Source organism: Bacillus sp. FSL H8-0492 (assembly GCF_038006145.1).
GTDB lineage: Bacteria > Bacillota > Bacilli > Bacillales > Bacillaceae_G > Bacillus_A > Bacillus_A mycoides.
Map to the genome: position 1 here is coordinate 2,943,350 of NZ_JBBOUP010000001.1, position 20,613 is coordinate 2,963,962.

18 protein-coding genes are annotated in these 20,613 nt (G+C 34.6%); 3 read left to right on the forward strand and 15 right to left on the reverse strand.

Annotated elements, in window-relative coordinates; all coding sequences use genetic code 11:
- Positions 1–16 precede the first annotated feature (16 nt).
- From MHH66_RS15160 to MHH66_RS15200, 9 genes are all read right to left on the reverse strand, one after another.
- Positions 17–232 carry a YozE family protein gene (locus MHH66_RS15160; protein WP_002085796.1) on the reverse strand — a complete coding sequence of 72 codons (216 nt, stop codon included), beginning with the start codon at positions 230–232 and terminating at the stop codon, positions 17–19.
- Positions 233–304: 72 nt separating this feature from the next.
- A complete protein-coding gene (locus MHH66_RS15165) occupies positions 305–577 on the reverse strand; it encodes a YokU family protein (RefSeq protein WP_002085797.1) in 273 nt (90 codons plus the stop codon).
- Positions 574–1,992: a lysine 2,3-aminomutase gene (gene ablA / locus MHH66_RS15170; protein ID WP_002012651.1), complete on the reverse strand. Its 1,419-nt coding sequence runs from the start codon at positions 1,990–1,992 to the stop codon at positions 574–576. The genes MHH66_RS15165 and ablA overlap by 4 nt, the downstream gene beginning before the upstream one ends.
- A gap of 210 nt (positions 1,993–2,202) precedes the next feature.
- Positions 2,203–3,588 carry an arginine utilization transcriptional regulator RocR gene (gene rocR, locus MHH66_RS15175; protein WP_002012652.1) on the reverse strand — a complete coding sequence of 462 codons (1,386 nt, stop codon included), beginning with the start codon at positions 3,586–3,588 and terminating at the stop codon, positions 2,203–2,205.
- Between the two features lie 178 nt (positions 3,589–3,766).
- Positions 3,767–4,666, reverse strand: coding sequence for a putative beta-lysine N-acetyltransferase (ablB, locus tag MHH66_RS15180; RefSeq protein WP_002085802.1), 900 nt, complete (start codon positions 4,664–4,666; stop codon positions 3,767–3,769).
- Positions 4,663–5,931 carry a peptidase gene (locus tag MHH66_RS15185; protein WP_002012655.1) on the reverse strand — a complete coding sequence of 423 codons (1,269 nt, stop codon included), beginning with the start codon at positions 5,929–5,931 and terminating at the stop codon, positions 4,663–4,665. Before MHH66_RS15185 ends, ablB begins: the two co-directional genes overlap by 4 nt.
- A gap of 15 nt (positions 5,932–5,946) precedes the next feature.
- The gene (locus tag MHH66_RS15190; protein ID WP_002127246.1) at positions 5,947–6,609 is read right to left on the reverse strand and encodes a CoA transferase subunit B; all 663 of its coding nucleotides are present in this window, start codon (positions 6,607–6,609) and stop codon (positions 5,947–5,949) included.
- A complete protein-coding gene (gene atoD, locus MHH66_RS15195) occupies positions 6,594–7,292 on the reverse strand; it encodes an acetate CoA-transferase subunit alpha (protein ID WP_002085805.1) in 699 nt (232 codons plus the stop codon). The genes MHH66_RS15190 and atoD overlap by 16 nt, the downstream gene beginning before the upstream one ends.
- Complete coding sequence (locus MHH66_RS15200; protein ID WP_063219598.1) at positions 7,289–8,599, reverse strand: aspartate aminotransferase family protein; 1,311 nt, start codon at positions 8,597–8,599, stop codon at positions 7,289–7,291. The genes atoD and MHH66_RS15200 overlap by 4 nt, the downstream gene beginning before the upstream one ends.
- A gap of 801 nt (positions 8,600–9,400) precedes the next feature.
- Between MHH66_RS15200 and MHH66_RS15205 the strand changes: the two genes are divergently transcribed.
- A complete protein-coding gene (locus MHH66_RS15205; RefSeq protein ID WP_078185882.1) occupies positions 9,401–10,150 on the forward strand; it encodes a DUF4397 domain-containing protein in 750 nt (249 codons plus the stop codon).
- A gap of 33 nt (positions 10,151–10,183) precedes the next feature.
- Here MHH66_RS15205 and MHH66_RS15210 read toward each other — a convergent pair whose 3' ends face one another.
- Complete coding sequence (locus MHH66_RS15210) at positions 10,184–11,317, reverse strand: BA2291 family sporulation histidine kinase (protein ID WP_002031784.1); 1,134 nt, start codon at positions 11,315–11,317, stop codon at positions 10,184–10,186.
- Positions 11,318–11,558: 241 nt separating this feature from the next.
- Between MHH66_RS15210 and MHH66_RS15215 the strand changes: the two genes are divergently transcribed.
- Positions 11,559–11,951 carry a YueI family protein gene (locus MHH66_RS15215; RefSeq protein WP_078185883.1) on the forward strand — a complete coding sequence of 131 codons (393 nt, stop codon included), beginning with the start codon at positions 11,559–11,561 and terminating at the stop codon, positions 11,949–11,951.
- A 120-nt stretch (positions 11,952–12,071) separates the two neighbouring features.
- Here MHH66_RS15215 and MHH66_RS15220 read toward each other — a convergent pair whose 3' ends face one another.
- Complete coding sequence (locus tag MHH66_RS15220; protein WP_078185884.1) at positions 12,072–13,496, reverse strand: aldehyde dehydrogenase family protein; 1,425 nt, start codon at positions 13,494–13,496, stop codon at positions 12,072–12,074.
- Between the two features lie 143 nt (positions 13,497–13,639).
- Positions 13,640–14,995, reverse strand: a complete 1,356-nt coding sequence (locus tag MHH66_RS15225; RefSeq protein WP_078185885.1) for a hemolysin family protein — start codon at positions 14,993–14,995, stop codon at positions 13,640–13,642.
- Positions 14,996–15,358: 363 nt separating this feature from the next.
- On the opposite strand from MHH66_RS15225, the gene racA reads away from it, so the two are divergent.
- Positions 15,359–15,901, forward strand: a complete 543-nt coding sequence (racA, locus tag MHH66_RS15230; RefSeq protein WP_078185382.1) for a chromosome-anchoring protein RacA — start codon at positions 15,359–15,361, stop codon at positions 15,899–15,901.
- Positions 15,902–16,002: 101 nt separating this feature from the next.
- Here racA and MHH66_RS15235 read toward each other — a convergent pair whose 3' ends face one another.
- The 3 genes from MHH66_RS15235 to MHH66_RS15245 all read right to left on the reverse strand — a co-directional run bounded on the left by MHH66_RS15235 (position 16,003) and on the right by MHH66_RS15245 (position 20,574).
- A complete protein-coding gene (locus tag MHH66_RS15235) occupies positions 16,003–16,599 on the reverse strand; it encodes a hypothetical protein (RefSeq protein WP_002085820.1) in 597 nt (198 codons plus the stop codon).
- A 317-nt stretch (positions 16,600–16,916) separates the two neighbouring features.
- On the reverse strand, positions 16,917–18,767 hold the full coding sequence (locus MHH66_RS15240) for a hypothetical protein (protein WP_078185383.1): 1,851 nt from the start codon (positions 18,765–18,767) through the stop codon (positions 16,917–16,919).
- Entirely contained in the window at positions 18,757–20,574 is a 1,818-nt protein-coding gene (locus MHH66_RS15245; protein WP_078185384.1) for an AAA family ATPase, read from the reverse strand. The genes MHH66_RS15240 and MHH66_RS15245 overlap by 11 nt, the downstream gene beginning before the upstream one ends.
- Positions 20,575–20,613 lie beyond the last annotated feature (39 nt).

Sequence of the window (20,613 nt, forward strand, 5' to 3'; positions counted from 1 at the left end):
CTAAAACTTCATATCGTTATCTCTCTTGTATATATAAATCCCATGCATCATCAAATATAGACATACTTTCTAGCATTCCACTTAACTCTAAGTATGAACTAATTACATCATAGTCTTCAGATTGCTTCGGAAAACTTAAATCATCATACATCGCCTCTGCTAAATCTGATATTTCATTTTTAAATAAAGCTGCACGGTGCTTCATCATATAATGGTAAAATGTCTTTTTCAAAAATATTCCCTACCTTTCTAACTTGGGTACATTATACAAGGCAAAAAAGAAAAAAACCAGCATAAAAGCTGGTTAAAAGTCGAAATAATTCCTTTTTAATAAACGTGGTCTTCCCATCAACTCTTCGTATGTTAGTTGTTTTGGCAAATCTTTCGTATAAATTAAAAACAACTGATCTTCAATTTCTTTTACAGTATGGTCTGCTTGATAGTCCATTCCACATGAGGAACAAGTAATACATGGTGTCTCTTGGATTTCAATGGCTTTCGTACCATCTGGTAATTCCCAATATACAGTATTCAAGCTTTCTTTCGCTTCTGTACTGTCACACCACATACAATTCATACTACGTCACCCTCATTTTTTTTGTCATCATCTAACTTTGCTATTTGTGCTTGATATTTTTTATCTTTTAATTGATCACGCTTATCACGTTTATCTTTTAAAGAAGCATGCGTTTCATTGACTTCATAATCTTTGCGGCGATTCATACGTTGTAAATCATCTGGAACAAGATTAAATTTCTTATCACTCATCAATCCTGCAACGCCGATATCAGAACGTTTCTCTTCATAAGTCGGATAAATTTCTTTAAAGTAGCCTTCTGCTCTTCCTGGGATATAGTTTTCTGGTTCTGGATACGTTGTAATAACCCCTTCAAAGTTACGAAGAACAACTTTATCCGCACTTTGTGAAATTAAATAGTTTGGCTGAAGCGCAATTTTTCCGCCTCCACCCGGTGCATCGACAACGAAAGTTGGTACTGCATAACCAGACGTATGTCCACGTAAGCCTTCAATAATTTCAAGACCTTTCGAAACTGGTGCACGGAAATGACCGATACCTTCTGATAAATCACATTGATAAATGTAATATGGCCGAACACGAATTTTCACTAAATCATGCATAAGTTTTTTCATAATTGGAACGCTGTCATTAATTCCAGCTAAAATTACAGCTTGGTTTCCAATTGGAACACCTGCATTTGCAAGCATTTCACATGCTAGTTTCGATTCTTCTGTAATCTCAATAGAAGTGTTAAAATGCGTATTTAACCATACTGGATGGTATTTTTTAATTATGTTACACAGGTTTTCTGTAATACGCTGTGGGAATACAACTGGTGCTCTCGTTCCGATACGAATAATCTCAACATGCGGGATTGCTCGTAAATTCTTTAATACATATTCTAAAATTTTATCATTAATTAGAAGTCCATCACCGCCAGAAATTAAAACGTCACGTACTTGTGGTGTTTCACTAATATAAGCAATCGCATCATCTAATTGCTTTTTCGGTACGCCCATTCCAATTTGTCCACTAAAACGACGACGTGTACAGTAACGACAATACATAGAACATTGATTCGTTACTAAAAATAGTACACGGTCTGGATAACGATGAGTTAATCCTGGAACTGGTGAATCTTCATCTTCATGAAGAGGATCTTCTAAATCATATTTTGTTTTATATAACTCTTCCGAAATCGGTACTGATTGCATCCGAATCGGACAGCGTGGGTCATCAGGATTCATTAGCCAAGCATAGTACGGTGTAATGTTTAACGGGATCGTTTTCGTTGAAATCTTAACGCCTTCTTCTTCGTCAGGTGTTAAGTTAATTACTTTCTTTAAATCATCTAAAGTTTTGATCGTATTCGTTAATTGCCAAACCCAATCATTCCATTGTTCTTCTGTAACATCTTTCCATAATTCAATATCCTTCCAGTGACGATTTGGTTTGTATACATCATGTAACATTGCTATTCCCCCTTTTTATACGCTCATCCTTTATATAAGCAATAATTATGCCAACTTCATATTCTTGATAAGTAAATGCGAGAAATACCCTATTATATAAGAGAATAAATATTTTTAAGTGCTGTACTAAAACGATATTTACTATCATATTCATTACTTTTTATATATGTAAACGCTCTTTTATTGGTGCAAACACACAAAAACCGCCGATTATTCGGCGGTTTTGTCATACTTGCTCAGTTTATATTGAAGCGTTTGACGCGGAATACCTAACATTTTTGCTGCTTGCAAAATATTCCCTTCCGTTTCAATTAACGCTTGATCTATTAATTCCTTTTCCATTTGATGAAGAGCTTCCCTAAGCGGTAATATACTTTTCTTCTTCGGAAGTTTCTCTTTCCGAAATGTTCGTGGCAAGCAATTTGCTGTTAACGAATTCCCTTCTGTAATAATGACAGCATGTTCAATCGTATGCTTTAACTCACGAACATTTCCAGGCCATTGATAAGCTTGTAATCTTTCTTTCGCTTCCTTATCAATTTGAAGTACACCTTTTTTATAACTTTTATTATATTCTTTCAAAAAGTAAGACGCTAATAACAGTACATCCTCAGTTCTTTCGCGAAGCGGCGGGATATATAATGAAAACACATTTAATCGATAGTATAAATCAGTGCGAATTTTATTTTCTCTTAAACATACTTCTGGAGGCTGATTCATTGCAGTAATAACGCGAACATCTACTTTTCTCGTCTTATTATCACCAATGCGACGAATAACTCCATCTTCTAATACACGTAGCATTTTTGCTTGTAAATCGAGCGGCATTGAATTCAGTTCATCTAAAAATAATGTCCCTCCATCTACAAGTTCAAATAATCCTGCTCGTTCGATTGCCCCTGTATAACTACCTTTTGTCGTGCCAAACAGCAAACTTTCTAATAGCGACTCTGGCAAAGCTGCACAGTTTTGTGCAATAAACGGCTTGTTTTTTCGTTTAGAAGCTTCATGAATCGCTTGCACAAATAGCTCTTTCCCCGTTCCAGTTTCACCATATATTAAAACATTCGCATCGGTTGGCGCTACTTTTTGTGCTAACTCTTTCGTCTGTTTAAAGCGGGAATCATCAGTTACAATTGTCTCGAATGCAACATGCTTTTTCACCGTTTTTTTGCTAGTCGATCGTTTTATTTTCGATTGTAGATCTACAATCGTATCAGTAAGCTTTTGAATAGTAGAATAATCTTTCGCAATTTCTACAGCACCAGCAATATTTCCATCTATTAAAATAGGTAACGTTGTATTGACCGTACAAACGTCTTCCCCATTTAAATTTTGGTAATGTTGAACTTGGTGTACGATTGGTTTTTTTGTATCTAATACTTTCATCAACGTACTTGTTTCTCTGGATAATGACGGGAATGCTTCTAATAAATGCTTTCCTAGCACATTTTCAATTTTAGATCCATCATGTTTTGCAGCAACTGTATTATAAAATATTGTAATCCCATTTTCATCTACTGCATGTATGGCCTCATCTATACTGCCCAAAATCGCTTCAATGACTTCCTGTGTCGAAACTGCTAGCAATGTCATCCCCCCTTTTGCCGAAAATCCAGCAAATTCAACGCCGAATTTCCGGCACCCTCTGTGCGATTATAAGCATGACGATTCCGTTCTATTATTTTGATGAAATGTATATATATTTTTATTGCTTATTTATGGTTAAGTGAAACTTTAATCAGTGGGGCTTTATTATTAACCCGACTCCCACTTAACTTCTTTGCTTTACAGCCGAATTTTGAGGCGGGAGTCTTACTGCTTTCGAATAGCTTGATAAATCTTTCACCCATATATTCATATCTTCCAACTTATCAAAAATGTAGCAATTATTCGCAAGCCTTCCCGTATATGTATAGCCTAATTGATGAAAGGCTGCATTCATACCGAAAGATAGCGAGCGAGCAATTGTATAAGAACAAAAAATAGATTTTTCTTGGAGCTCTTCCTCCAATTTAATTAACAGACTTTTCATGAAACCATGTTTTCGATATTCAGGTAATGTAGCACAATTCGTTAATTCTGCATTACCTTCTTTCACGTTCATTTCAGCAGATGCTGTACTAATAATTTTCCCCTCGAATTCATAAACATAGTAAATTGTATCGTCTTCCTTCATCGTCTGCTTTACATAATTCCCATCATTTAAAGGTGTCGGATAAACTTCAAATACTTTTCCAAAGACAATTGCTAATTCTTCCGCATCCTCTTCTGTCGCTTTTCTTAACACAAATTCCTCTGGGACTATTTTTTCTTTCACTTCTTTTTCTTTTACACCACTTAAAATAGTATCTTCCTCAGTCCAATGAATACTATTTCGTCTTTCATCATTATGATATTTCACGAAGAAGTGCGCATCGTGCCCTTGAAAATAATGAGGTATCGTTGCTTCCAGTAAGAAACCGAAAGAGAGCCATGTTGAAACATGCTCTCCCTTTCCTTTAATAATACATTTAGTGAAAGAATGTTTCTTTGCTAATTCATCGATTGTTTGTATGATGCTTTCAACATTTCCTGTATAGTGATCAACTCTAATACGTTTATTAAAATAATCTAAAACCCCTTCTACTGTATAATGCTTTGTCTGTTCACTAAAAGATTCATAGTATTTCATTTTTTCACCTCACACCAATCTAGTAATGTACATGCAATTATTTTTGCGGCAGCAATCATTTTATCAACTTCTATATATTCGTTTGGATAGTGTGCTACTTTCGTCTCTCCTGGACCAAATACTATCGTGGGTACGTTAGCTATTTGTGTGAACAAACCTCCATCTGTTCCCCATGGCGAAGCTTCTATAATCGGCTCGTTCCCTTCGATTTCAACAAAGTTATGTTGAAGCGTTGTAATAAGTGGATGATTTTCTTCTAGTTCACCAGGAACCCATCTAGCCCCAAACCATTCTACTTCTACAGGATTTTTTACAAACCAACTATCCACATCTTTTAATTCACCAATCCAGCCCTCAAACTCTTCTTTTGCTGCCTCTATAGTCTCATTCGGCGCAATACCACATCTTCCTTCTAAAATTAATGAATCGGGAACAGAACTTGGCCAGCTTCCCCCTTCAATTTTCCCAACGTTAATTGGAATTGGAATCGGAATCCCCTTAAATAACGGATCTGTAATTCGACCATTTCTCTTCTCTTCTAATTTTCTCAAATGCTCTACAACAAACATACTTTTTTCAATTGCACTTACTCCTTCATAACGTGTACCACCGTGTGCTGCTTTTCCTTTTATATGTAGACGAAACCACATTGATCCTTGTTGTTTCGGAAAAAACTTCATATTCGTCGGCTCAGGAATAATAACGCCATCTGCCTTATATCCTCGTAAAATAGCAGCTAATGTTCCTGCCCCACCGCTCTCTTCTTCTATTACACTTTGAAAATGTATATCACCTTTTAGTTCAATACCAGATTCAATAATCGCTTCCATCGCAAGCATAAGTGAAACATTGCCGCCTTTCATATCTGTTGTTCCACGTCCATATATGCGGTTTCCTATTTTCTCTCCACTATATGGATGATGGTCCCACTGATTTACATCCCCTTCTGGCACGACATCAATATGCCCGTTTAAAATCATAGATTTCCCTTCGCCACTTCCTTTTAAAGTCGCTACAATATTCGGGCTATCTGTAAAACTTGTACGAGGTGATACGAAATAAGGGTGATCTTTCATTTCATTAAAAGCAGGCTCCCAAATATCAAGATCTAGACCTAACTCACGCAACTTTTCAATAACAATTGCCTGCGCACCACTTTCATCACCAGATACGCTCTTTTCTTGAATTAATCGTGTTAAAAATTTTACACTCTCTTCTTCATGACCCTCAATATAATCACAAACTTGTTTTTTTAATTGCTCCATATATTACAACTCCCCTCATTCAATTACTAGTAAATTTGAGCTTATATGAAAATCAGCTGTCGTATGTCGTTTTACATCTTCTACAGTATATGGACTCATTAATTCTTGTAAGACAAGTCCTCTTTGGGTCACTTCCATGACAGCCATGTCTGTAATAATTAAATCTACACATTTTTTCGAAGTTAATGGCAATGTACATTCCGAAACAATCTTTGCATTTCCGTATTTATCAACATGATTCATCACAACAACGACCCGCTTCGCTTTTTGCGCTAAATCCATCGCTCCTCCAATACCCGGAACGCGTTTTCCTGGTACAATCCAGTTGGCTAAATCACCATTTTCACTTACTTGTAACGAACCAAGTATCGTAACATCAAGTAATCCTTTTCGAATCATGCCAAACGCCATGCAACTATCAAAATAACTTGCTCCTGTAATAAGAGATGTTGGTAAACCAGCTGCGTTACATAAATTCTCATCTTCATTCCCTTTACTTGGCGTTGGTCCCATACCAACAATACCGTTTTCCGCATGAAACATAACATTCATATCTTCTGGCAAATGATTCGGTACAAGCGATGGAATTCCAATACCTAAATTTACAAGCATACCATTCTGAATTTCTTTCGCTGCACGTCTTGCAATCTTATCTCTTACTTCTACGCCCATACCCATTTCCAATTCACTCCTTCCGATGGCACGATATAATTTACAAATACACCTGGGACGACAATTTCTTCTGGATCTAAACTTCCAAGTGGAACAATTTCTTCTGCTTCTACAATCGTTATGTCACCAGCCATAGCTACGTGTGGATTCATATTACGAGCACTTTTATCAAATACAAGATTGCCAAACGGATCCGCTTTTTTCGCATATACAATTGCGACTTCAGCCGTTAAAGCTGTTTCAACTAAATATGTCTTTCCATTCATTTCAACTGTACGCTTTCCTTCTTCTACAATCGTATCAACACCAACGTCAACTAAAATACCACCAAGCCCTACACCACCAGCGCGAATACGCTCTGCGAGTGTTCCTTGCGGAGAGAATTCAATTTGCAATCTTCCTTCATTTAATTGTCTTCCCGCATTTGGATTTGACCCAATATGAGAAGTAACTAAAGATTTAACCCTTTCATTCGTAACAAGACGACCGATTCCTACATCAGGAAATCCAGTATCATTTCCTATTAAATTTAAATTTGTAATGCCTTTATCTAAAACAGCTTGAATTAAAGATGGAGGGGATCCGATTCCTCCAAATCCCCCAAACATTAATGTCATATCATCATGGAACAAAGAAATTACTTCCTCTATTTCTTTTAATTTACCGAATGTATTTGTAATAGTTGTCATGCGATACTATGCCCTCCTTTTTGCATCATCTCTTCCACGCTCTTTACAAAAATTGAAAGTAATTCATCTAACTCGGAATATGTAGTTGTCATTGGTGGTGCAACAAGCAGTGCACTATCCTCTTTTCCTGCTTGCCCTGAAACAGCTTGGTATAAGAGCAGTCCATTTTTAGCAGCAACTGAAATAAGCTCCGACGCTTTTGTAAACGGTTGCAATTCTATTCCAATTAGCAATCCTTTTCCACGCACATCGGCAATGATTGTCGATTGTTGCTGAACTTTCTGCAAACCTTTTAATAAATACTCTCCCTTTTCTGCTGTTTTTTCAGGTAAATTATGTTTCTCCATATATTCAATAACTGCTAAAGCCGTTGCTGCAGACAATGGATTTGCACTAAGCGTATGCCCGCTCATTACAGAACGTGATCCACGTAAAATCGGCTCCATAACACGGTCACTTACTATTGTCGCTGCCATTGGTGTATAACCCGCTCCTAGCCCCTTACCAAGGGTCATAATATCCGGTTCTACACCCCAGTGCTCCATAGCAAACCATGCACCAGTACGACCAAGTCCAGTCATTACTTCATCCGCAATAAATAATATATCGTAATGACTACAAATATCTTTAATTACTTTATAGTATTCTTTCGGCGGGACAACCGCGCCTCCAGCAGCTCCGATAATCGGTTCAGCAATAAAAGCTGCAATATGTTCTGCACCAATTCGATCAATCGCTCTTTCTAGTTCAGTCGCACAAGAAAGTTGACATGTTGGATATACCTTTTGTACAGGACATCTAAAACAGTATGGAGCTGGAATAGTCGGATAATCTTCCAAAATAGAAACGAAACGTTGTCTGCGCAGTGGATGCCCAGACATAGATAAAGCTCCCATTGTAATCCCGTGATAGCTCATCCACCGTGACAAAATTTTATGTTTCCCTTGAATGCCACGCTCCTGAAAATGCTGAATTGCGATTTTCATAGCTGTTTCATTTGCTTCCGTACCACTATTCACAAAAAAGCTCCAGTTCAAATCTCCTACACATAAATCACTTAACTTCTTCGCTAATTTTTCAGCTGGTTCACTCGTAAACTGTGATCTATAAACGAAAGCGATCTCCTCTGCCTGTTTTTTAATAACTTCTGCTATCTCTGCTACGCCATGTCCAATACCTGCCGTAATCGCTCCAGACGAACCATCAAAATATTTATTTCCGTTTTGATCATACAAATACACACCTTTTCCATGTGAAATCATCGGATACGGCTGACCAACAAGTGGTTTAATTAAGTAATCGCGCATAGCGCTCCCCCATTTCTCCAATTTGTATATGTATATGAAGAAAATTGACGTTTCTTTCATAAAAAAGAATCCTCTGCAAAAGCAGTGAATTTATCAAAAAACTATTATAAAATATACAAATGACTGCTAAATATTATTTTAAAAACAGAAAATTCAGAACTTAAAATGAAGACCAATCTTACCTATACGCTTAAATACCCCTTCCTGATTTAAGATAACAGCAAATTGAATATTTTTTTAATATAATATCAACTTCCCTCAATTGCTGACATTGTGTAAACTTCGACGGAACTCCCGTTATTCTCCTTCCTATTATCCTACTTTATATTGCATATTTTCAAACAAAATTCGACATTTTACTTCACCTCATTTATCATAACTATTTCTTAACAAATAGTACCACCTGTTTAGAACAATAAAAAAAGAACCGATTAACCACATTAATCAGTTCGGCACGACGCTCTTTTATCGGTATTACCTTATCCAACGCATTACTAAAATTAATAGAAATACTCATAATACAAATCCATAATTCGTCCCACAGCCTATAGCACCAAATCCTCCATAACTTCATTCCCAATAACTATGGGGATATCCCCATCCCAATGGTTCCACTCCTTCCATCAAAGTCAAACTACCTTTCCTTTATAATTTATGTAGGACAATTATCGATTTGTATGTGTGTTTGCCTATAAATAAAAAAATCCCCATTTTAACTTTTCCTTCTAGAAAGGCAAGTTTTTTGCATAACCTCTTTCTAGCTTCGCATATATTTGTAATGATGATAAAGGAGGAATGTTCATGACTCAATCCGAAATTGAAAAATACGGCCAAGAAGCTGCACGTTACGAACAGCTCGCTCGTTACTATCAATATAACAATCCTAAAAGATATGTAGAACTCTATATGAAATACTATGATGCAATTACAAAACTTGTACAAGCATATGAAAAGAGAGATTCACAAGAAGCGACTTTACCGTCACATATGAGAATCTTCCACACAGCTCCCCATACACCAGCAGTTGATATTATAATAAACGGACAAAAGGTTATTAAAAATATTTCTTTTAAACAATTCAGTCCGTATTTATCATTAGTGCAAGGTAAATACCGTATTGATATTGTCCCTGTCGGAAACGAAACTCCAATATTTTCAGCATTAGTACCAATAATGGGGAATCACACTTATACCCTTGCAGCGGTCAATAGCGATAATCATCTCCAATTACAACCCATTCTTGATAATACGCATTTACCATCTGGTCAAGCAAAAATACGGTTTGCACATTTTTCACCAGACACTCCAGTTGTAAATGTAAATTTAAAAGATGGGGATCATTTATTTGAAAATGTACTCTTTAAGCAAATAACAGATTTTTTACAAGTTAGCCCTGGTACAGCAGATATTGAAGTTTCACTTGCTGATACAAAAAAAGTACTATTAACCATTCCAAAATTCAACGTTGAACCAAATACAATTTACACAATTTCAATAGTTGGTTATTCAACTGAGGATCCAAAATTAGAAACCGTTATACTTACAAATTAAAACAGTCTACACCATTCGCATGGTGTAGACTGTTTACTTTTGAAACGTAATTTGAAATTCTGTCCAATCGTTATCCGAACGACACAATATGGATCCTTTATGTTTTTCTACAATTTGTTTACATACAAATAGTCCAATACCAGTTCCTAGCTTTTTAGTAGTTACAAATGGCTCAAAAATAGTCTCTACATTGTCTGCTGGAATCATAGGTCCATTATTTTTTATAACAATGCGAACAGCCTGATCCTCTTCAAATACATCAATGATAATTTTCCGCTCTTCTTTCACCGATTCAAGAGCATCAATCGAATTCATTAAAATATTTAAAACTACTTGCTTCACTTCACTCCGGTAACCAACGAGTGGAATAGGATACGGCAAATTCTTTTCAATCAAAACATTTGCATTAACTAAACTTGGATATAAGAATTGTATAATATCTTGAAATAAGTCATTTACCAAAAAACGTTCAGATTCATTCCACATTTCTTTTTTCGATACAAGTAAAAATTGCGAAATCCTAAAATTTAATTGATCTAATTCATGTGAAATAATATCTAAATACGATAGATTAGGGTGATCTGTCTTCAATAACTTTACAAATCCCATAATCGAAGTTAGCGGATTACGAAATTCATGTACAAAACTAGCCGACATTTGCCCTAGAATCGTAAGCCTTTCTTTATGTGTTTCATTTATATATTGCTGTTTTTCTTCTAAATTCCTCGATATAATTTCTGAGTATTTTAAAACGGTATAATAAATTAATTTGTCAAAACAAGTATGTATTTTGGCCATAATCGGTTTCAGTTCTCGAGCGCTTACATCCAATTCGCACATTGCTTCAAAAAGTTCATTTCTTCCCACATTTGCATTGTAAACAAAATCTCCAATATTCGCATCTGCCCCTGCACGCTCAATGGCAATTTTCTCACATAATGGCTGAAGATAATTAATGTCTTTATCTTCCATAATAAGTTCGATAATTAACTCTAATAAATTCGCTCCATTTTGAACTACCTCTTGTTTAAATGGATCTTTTTCGGAAATTATCATTTTGTTTTTCCAGTTCTCTACGAATTGGTGCCTGTTGTTTTTCAAGTGCGAACAAAATACTTCTTTAATATCCTTATCGATTGGAAAAACCTCCATTCCCTCCATTTCCATACGACGAATACCCTTTATATTTTGAATATTAACACAAAAAATACATTTCGTTAATAGATTGTTGTCACATTTTGTTAATTTCTGTTGATAAAATTTATTTTTCCCTTCTTATATAAATAAGTTTTATTCATATATCCCTTTTCTCTTCTCATTTTTTTAATTATTTTCCTGTTCAAAACTACTTTTTTTTTGCATCCTTTTTAATTCTTGCGTACAATAAGAAGTGAAAGGTGTGAAAAATATGGTAAATAAAAATGTGGAAGACTATCTCCAAGAAGGCATATATGGCCAAAAGCAAAACAAACCAGAAGAACGTAATATGTACTTAACTACATTACGTGAGCGTGTAGAAATCGCTTTAACAATCGGTCAAGTAATGCAAAGTAATGTGTATACAGAAGTAACGGGTAACATACGTTCTTCTCAATCATTACAACTATTCCTAAATGGAAGCATTGCTTACCCACATTTATCAAAATACATTAAATTAGCAACTAAAAAAAATATTCCTTTTACAATTGTTCAAAATAAAGGTACTGAAACACCAATCGGTTTAGTACTCTCTCATAGCACTGCTGTAGATAAAGAACATATTTATGTCGAAGATGATATTTTCAAACAAGAAATGAAGTAAAAGGTACACTTGATTAAATGAAATCGTTCCGAGAAACGGAAAACAAACAATAAAAAACGAGTATGGAATCGTAAACATTTCCTGCTCGTTTTTTATTGCGGTGTTTAAGCTCGATCTACTTTATTTTTTAATACACACTAATTTCATTTCTGTCATTTCTTCTATTGCATATTTAATCCCTTCACGGCCTGTGCCACTCTCTTTCACACCGCCATAAGGCATATGATCTACTCTGAACGTTGGAATATCATTAATCATGACACCACCGACTTCTAATTCATCAATTGCACGCATTGCCTTACATAGATTGTTTGTAAATACACCTGCTTGTAATCCATAACGTGAATTATTTACTTGTTCTAAAGCCTCATCAAATTCTTTAAATGTATTTACAGTCATAAGTGGACCAAATACTTCTTGGCACTGAACAGATACATAATCTGGAACATTTGCTAATACAGTTGGTTCAAAAATCCTTGCATCACGTTTGTTACCACCGTATACAACATTAGCTCCTTCCTTAACTGCCTCTTCCACCCATGAATTTATACGTTCTACATCTTTTTTTGAAATAAGTGCTGATACATCTGTTTCTTCATGAAGCGGGTCTCCTACTACAACGTTTTCCATTGCTTTCGTTAATTTTGTAATAAACTCTTCCATTTTGCGTTCATGCACAAAAACACGTTGTACTGAAATACAAACTTGTCCATTATTCACAAACGCGCCCCATTTTACACGTTCAATTATTTCGTCTGTCAATTCAATATCTTCATCAATAATTACTGCAGCATTCGATCCTAATTCTAACGTCACTCGTTTCAACCCGGCTTTTTCCTTAATTCCAATACCTACTTTCGGACTTCCTGTAAAAGTAATACTAGCAACGTTCTCATCTTTTACTAATGCCTCACCTACAACAGATCCAGGTCCAGAAATTATATTGAAAGCTCCCTTTGGTAAACCAGCTTCTTCAAATAATTCTACCAATGCATACGAAGAAAGTGGCGTTTGGTCGGCAGGCTTTAGCACAATAGTATTTCCAGCCGCAATTGCTGGGCCTACCTTATGTGCTACTAAATTAAGTGGAAAATTAAACGGCGTAATAGCACCAATAACCCCGATTGGTTGTCGAATTGTATACGCTATACGGCCACCTGCTCCTGGTGCAGCATCTAATGGTAACGTCTCACCATATATTCGCTTCGCTTCTTCAGCTGCAAACTTATATGTTTGAACAGTGCGATCTACTTCTCCCCGTGCAGCACGAATTGGTTTTGCAGCTTCTTTTGCGATAATCTCTGCAAACTCTTCTCTTCTCTCATCCATTTTTTGTGCAACCTTTTCTAAAATAGTTGCACGGTCGTATGCGGATAATTTTTTCATTTCTTTCATTGCATTTTTGGCCGAAACTATTGCTTCCTTAACGTCATCTTCTGTACCTTGCGCAATCTCCGCTAATGTTTCTTCAGAATATGGTGCATACAATGGTTTATACGTCTCTACTGATTTCCATACCCCATTTATATATAAATGTTTTTTCATAGTGGTTCTCCTTCCGAATATATGTATACAATAATACACTTCATTTATTTCACCTGGTGAAAGGTCTGACTTGTGTAATTGTATCATAGCCCTAATACATCAAAAAACATTTTGCTCAAAAAAACTCTGCTACAAAGCAGAGTTTACGAACTAATTTGTTCTTGGAGCGAAATCTTTTTTTCATCTCCTATAATAACAATCGATTCTGAAGGTTTCGTTACTTCTAATCTCTTAATATAGTGTCCATCTAATTTTTTTACGCAAAATTTATAATTTTCAATCTCGATGGTATCACCCTCGGAAATCTCAATATTTTTTGTTAGGATCCAACCGCCAATCGTATCGACATCATCGTCGTCAATAGTCAAACCTAATAATGCGTTCACTTCACTAACAAGTACTTTTCCCTCTAAAATCGTTTTCGTCTCACTAACTTGTTGGATTTCCGGTTGTTCATCAGTATCGAACTCATCTTGAATATCCCCTACAATTTCTTCTAAAATATCTTCAACGGTTACAAGACCTGATGTACCACCATATTCATCAATTAATATAGCGATATGTGTTCTTTCTCTTTGCATTTTTAAAAATAGATCATGAATCGGGATAGATTCAATAACTAAAATAATTGGCCTAATATATTGCTCCACTGTCTTTTCACTAACAACTCGGTGCTTCACAAAATCTGTAAATATATCTTTAAAATTCACAAAGCCTATTACATGGTCCTTATCACCATCAACAACCGGATACCTCGTATATTTTTCATGAGACATTTTTTGTAAAGCCTCTTCAGCAGGCATTTCTTTATTTAAAATATTCATCTCTGTTCGTGGTACCATTATTTCTTTCGCAATACGATCATCAAATTCAAATATTTTATTCACATACTTATATTCAGATTGATTAATCTCACCATTTTTATAACTTTCTGAAACTAACAACCGCAATTCTTCTTCTGAATGCACTTCATCATGCCCTTTTGGTGGTTTCAACCCAAGAAACTTTGTAATTAACCGAGCTGATCCATTTAAAATCCAAATGAATGGGAATGCAATACGATAAAACAAAATGAGTGGCTTAGCAACAAAGAAACTCACTTGTTCTGCTTTTTGAATCGCAAATGTTTTTGGAGCTAACTCTCCTACTACCACATGGAAAAATGTGATAAACAAAAATACTAAAATTATAGCTAAAATGTCTGCGAGTTGAGTAGGGACGTTCCAATTTGCAAACAACACATCAAACATGTGCTTTAGCGCAGGTTTACCAGACCACCCAATCCCAAGAGCTGTAACAGTTATTCCTAATTGACAAGCTGATAAATATTCGTCTAAGTTTGTAATGATTGTTTTGACAGATATTGCACGATTATTTCCTTTTGCAATTAAATAGTCAATTCGTGAACTCCTCACTTTAACAATTGCAAATTCTGCTGCAACGAAAAATGCCGTTAAGGCAATTAAAACAATCACTATACTTATACTATATATGTCCAAATACTTTTCCTTACTTACAGTGTAAGCAAGGAAGCCACCTCCTACTTAAATTTATTCAAGTGAAGTAAGCATTCTTATACTCTAATAAAATTCTACATTAGTAACCACCTTTTTATATATTATATGCATACATAAAAAAGATATTTATAATTATGATAATCTAATTAGCTTATTATCGTCAAACTATAATAAGCCCAATTTTCCGATAACTAAAAATGATTTATATAAATAGTATGTGCTAAACAGCTGAACTTCGTGAAAAAACACTTTCTTTGCCGATTCCACACTTCTTTTGTCACACCTGAAGGGAACTTGCTACATAACTAGAAATCATTCAACAGGATATATATAGGAGGGATTATTTTGGAATATAAAACACCATTTATCGCAAAGAAATTAGGTGTTAGCCCAAAGGCTGTTGTCCGGATTGCACAACAATTAAATCTTACGATTAAAAAAAATAAATATGGTCATTTTATTTTCACACAAGGTGATTTAGATCTAATGTTAGAATACCATCGCTCTCAAATGGACCAGCCTCAAAACTCTCAAACTACTCAAAAACCATCTTCAAATGATGTAGAAAAATTAAAAACTCAAATAAACACAATTGTTCAAAACACATCATCGAATGATTTTGAGCAATTAACAGCTCAATTTACCACAATTACGAGAAGACTAGATCGAATGGAAGAACAAATGCAAGATAAAGCAAATGATGTCGTTACATACCAACTTTTACAACATCGCCGCGAAATAGAGGAAATGTTAGAACGAATTCAAAAACTAGAAGCTGCCCTAAAAAAAGAAGAACCAATATACATTACTCCTGATGCAAAACCAACATATGAAAGAGAAAAGAAACCGAAGCGTCGTAAAATGATTTTTAGTATATTTGGACTATAATATTTTAGACCCTTATTCTGAGAATAAGGGTCTACTTTTTGTATGAAAACAGATGCCCGTAATAAGTAACTCTTCTTCATACTATACATATTCATATATTTTCATTTTGTTAACATAATATTTTTACTGTATTCTGCAATAAGTGCCTGCGCATGAGCATTCCCTTGAATAATATCACGGAATTCTTTCAAAGAATACAGATGTGTAGCCCCTTTTCGAGCATGAATTCGCACTGGTACACCTTGTAAAGTATCATGAAACTGGAATGGACTATCTATCGGTTCGATTGGAAAACCGAGTGTAAGTAAATACATATACATTCTTTTTGTAACTGCTGCAATATACCATTCCGCTTTCGTCTCTAACGCATGCATAAATAAAATAGCTGCCAGCCTTTTGAAATGTCCTCTCCCCCGAGACGTTTTCGCAATACTTAACTTTCCTATTTCATACACATTTTTCAAATCTTTCACTAAATCATTTTTAGAAAACGGATAGAAAAACTCAGAATTTGATTGTTCAGGTACTGTAAACTTAATACATTCTACTGTACCAATATGATGTTCATCTTCTATTAATAAAAATCGTGATGGATTTAAATTACGTTCTACAAACATTAAGTTTCTTTCTTCACAAAAATCTCCCCACAGTTGCTCGAACCAAAAATGCTCTTCCTTTGTTTGAACACGCTGGAACATATTTAACCGCCTTTCCCATCGCCGCTCTGTTTTTGATAACGCTTTCACTTACTATCATATAAGAACAAATCTTCGTATGCAACTAAAAATATTTATGTCTTATTATATTCTGCAAAATGAATTAAATTCCTACTTATTAGTCATTCATGCACATGTAAAAACCCTTAATTCCCCATACTATTACAAACATAAAAAGATTCAATTACTCTAATAAAAAAATGATAATCACTATCAAGTTCGAACCGTATAATGTGTCTTTCCGTACTGCATATAATTCTTCTTAACCTAAAGAAATCCTTCATTAAAAAGGATTTCTTTTACATTTTATTACTTTTTAACCATTTCTCAAAAATTTGAATCATCCCATGCTTCCCAGCCAACTTCTCTTCTCCTTGTTTCGTTTTATATGGATATAGTTGTAAAAACACTCCACATCCAGATTCAATTTTTTTACTATGCATATGGCTACCTGGATATACACAAATCACTTCATAAATCGCTCTTCGCTTAAAAATTCTTTTGCCATTCTGTTCTTCTACATACTTAATAGACCAGTATTTATACATTTGCTCCGTTGCTTTCGTATTACCTACAGGCTGAAAAATATTGTACATAGGACTATATTTCACTTCGATAATAATAGAAGATTTATATACATACTTCTCTTCTTCCTTTACATAACAATCTAAACGAATATCCGGCTTCTTTGTGTCCTCTCCGTTATAAAAATTACTTCCTTTGCTTAGTGCAATAAGAGGGTGTGTTTCAATTAAATCATTAAACGCGACGTGCACTTTTATATCATCTCGATGTAAAATCACTGTCGTTCCATCTTGTAATCCGTCTAAATAAAAATGTTCTTGTATTTGTTCACGGATAGGATTCTTATCTTCAAATCCGACTTGTTCTAATATAGAAATAACGATAAAAAAAGCGTAATACTCATACACTAAAAACGTTGGTTTATATACGAATAATAAAGATGGAGGTTGCTCGGTATGTTGCGGTAACAATTCTAAATGGTGGATTAACTGTTGATGCGGTATAGATAAAGTGTTTGAATTAATGGTAGCTGTTTCAGAAACTTCCCTCCAAAATGGAGAATACAATAAATTTCGAAAGTATTGTACGCTTTCATATACGATATGAGCTAATATTTTATATTCTTGCATTTTCACAGAACTTTTCCGTAAATCTGCTTCTTTCAGTAAATGTAGATTTCTATATTTTTGTTTTTCCCTATCCGTCACGGATCCATTTCGTTCAATCGTTTTCATAATTGTTTTAACAGCTTGAAATTCATCTGACTTTTTCTTCTTTTCTCCTTCTAGTATTTCAATAGTTTTACGTACAAAACTTTCTGCTTCAAGTAAATAATAATAGAATTGCATCGTTTTAAATTTAAGAAATGCATTTTCAATACTATTTTTTTGCTCCTTAAATTTACGGTTGTAATATTTCGCATAAAGCTTTCTTTCTGTCATAATGGCAGTTTTTCTCGTTGCCTTCCGCGCTTTCGTTTCCCATTCATATTCGTGTACAAATTCCGCATTCGATTCTATTTTCTTAAAAATTTGTTTTATTCTTTTCATTTTTTGTGGCAACTTTCTTAACAATACCAAATAAGAAGAATCTTCAATATCGCTAAGTGCTGAGAAAGTTTTCTTGTAATAACCTCTATCTAAAATTAACTCGTTTAAAATTGACTTCACATAATCTTGAATCATTTCAAATTGGTCATCAAAAAAGTTTTTAGGAACAACTTGAAACGCACCATAATAAGTTTTATCTTCTATACGCACTTCAAAATGGTATAAGCCACAGCGCCACGGATAAAAAAATTCAGTTTTTCCATGTTCATACACTAATACTCTTTGTTTTTTTTCATTTAATTCATATTGTGACTCTTTTATATTCTTTTGTCCCTCATATACTTTATTCCATATGAATGTAATATCCATTGGATTTTGATAATGGAAATGTAATTTCAGTGGTTTTAATTCCTGTACTTTATAAATACATTGAACTAATGCTGTAGTAGACGTACAAAGCCGGTTTAAAAGGATAAAATCGCCTTTCCCCTCAGTACCAATAATTAGCTTCAATACAAACGGGAGCGTTTCTTTCGTATCGACGATTGCTGTTTCATAACGCTCCTCATTTTGCATAGCCATACAGCTCCAGTTCTCTACGCTTTTGTCTTATATAAGCTAAAGAATGTTCAAATGTAGATACACGATTTGCAAGCGGAGACTGTAAAAGTGGTATCAATGTCGCTCCCCTTTTTGCTTCTTCAGAAAGTAGAGGGCCCACTGTCATTTCTGTCCCCCTTAATTTCGTTAATACACGCTGCTTTATTTGCAAATCAAAACCTTCTTCCCTGCTAATCATATAGGACTGATTATTTTGGAACGGTATATTTTGCAAATACGTAGCGATTGCGCTTGCACATCGGAAAGAAATTCCTTTTGATATATCGTGTGATGATAATACATCATGTAACTTATCCAATAACTCTAATTCCTCTTCAGTATACACTTCGATCATCTCTTTATTCCTAAACCAATTGAGTCGAAATTCTCCCGTTGTTACTTTCAGCGGGGGTTGCTGAACAACTTTCTCATGTTCTATACTCATCTCGCAAAACGGAATTTTTTGTAATGTAATCAAATTTGTTCGATCTAATAATCGATCGGAAAGCTCTTTCGTCGTTTCATCAAAATTTACAGTGCCTACGAAAATAATATTCTCACCAATTTCCACTGAAGGTGGAATTTGATTTTCTATTTCTTGTACTTTCTCATACAAACTCAAAATACGATTTTTCTTTTCAAGTTGAAGAACGGATAGAAACGGAGTAAACCAATACTCAATATGTGACATGTTCATTTCATCGAACACAATTATATACAATTGATTTGGATTTTCTTTAGCCTTTAACAATGTCCGAACTAACTTCGTTTCACTTTCAATAAAATTACCATTCGGATGAAGGTAACCGAGAATATCATGTGGTTCTTGATACGATGGTGAAATCGGAATCCAAATTAATTCTTCCCCATAACGTAACCCAAGTGATTCTGCATAAGCTTGCACAAAGCGTGATTTCCCAACACCTGGTATACCACCAACAATTGTTAACATATTGGTTTTAATACTAATGTGAAAATTATATATATCTGTATCATCCAAATATAACCCTTTATTACGAACCATACTTTGTACATACTGCAAAAAAGAGGATTCACGCTCATCCCATTCCCAGTCATCCTTTTGCATTTTAATATCTTCTACTTCAACTAACTTACCTTCTTCAGCAATTCGTTTATTTAGTTGGTCATACACATTTTCACTTACAAAATATAAATGATCATCTACTGCTATTTCTACATGTTTCATCCAATCGTTTATTTCAATATATTTGCATTCTTTTCTTTGCTCAAAATATGAAATTGAACTTATTGATGATTTTAACGATAAATTTCCATATAGCCTTCCTTCATGCCACAATAATTCTGGAGGCTCAAAGTCTTTTGGTAATTTAGGCATAAGAAATGATAAATAACCGTTGCTTAACTTCCGTTCCAATGACGCTCTCTTTTTATAATTTGAGACCTTTGGTGAAGGAATCACTTTATATGAAGATGCTATTTCCCGAGGCTCTTCTGTGCATATTAATTCCAGAAATAAATTTCCACGATCATAATAAAGACGAAACATAACCAGTTGCTTTTCTAATTTATGCTTCTTTAAATCAGTAAAGATTTTTTCATTCTTTTTATTACTGCATAATCCTTCAAACAAATATTTTCCAGTCGGAAATAACTCTTGTAAAGTTAAAGGTATTGAAGAAAGACATTGTACAAAGAAATTTTCTCCATTCTTCTCTCCCTCAGCTTTTGCAAACTTCCCAATAAACCTCATATAATACATTCGCTTTATAAAACTTGGATGAAGAGCTTTATGTAATTTCAACGTAGTCACCTTCTTTTTTTCATACTATCCTTATTGTAT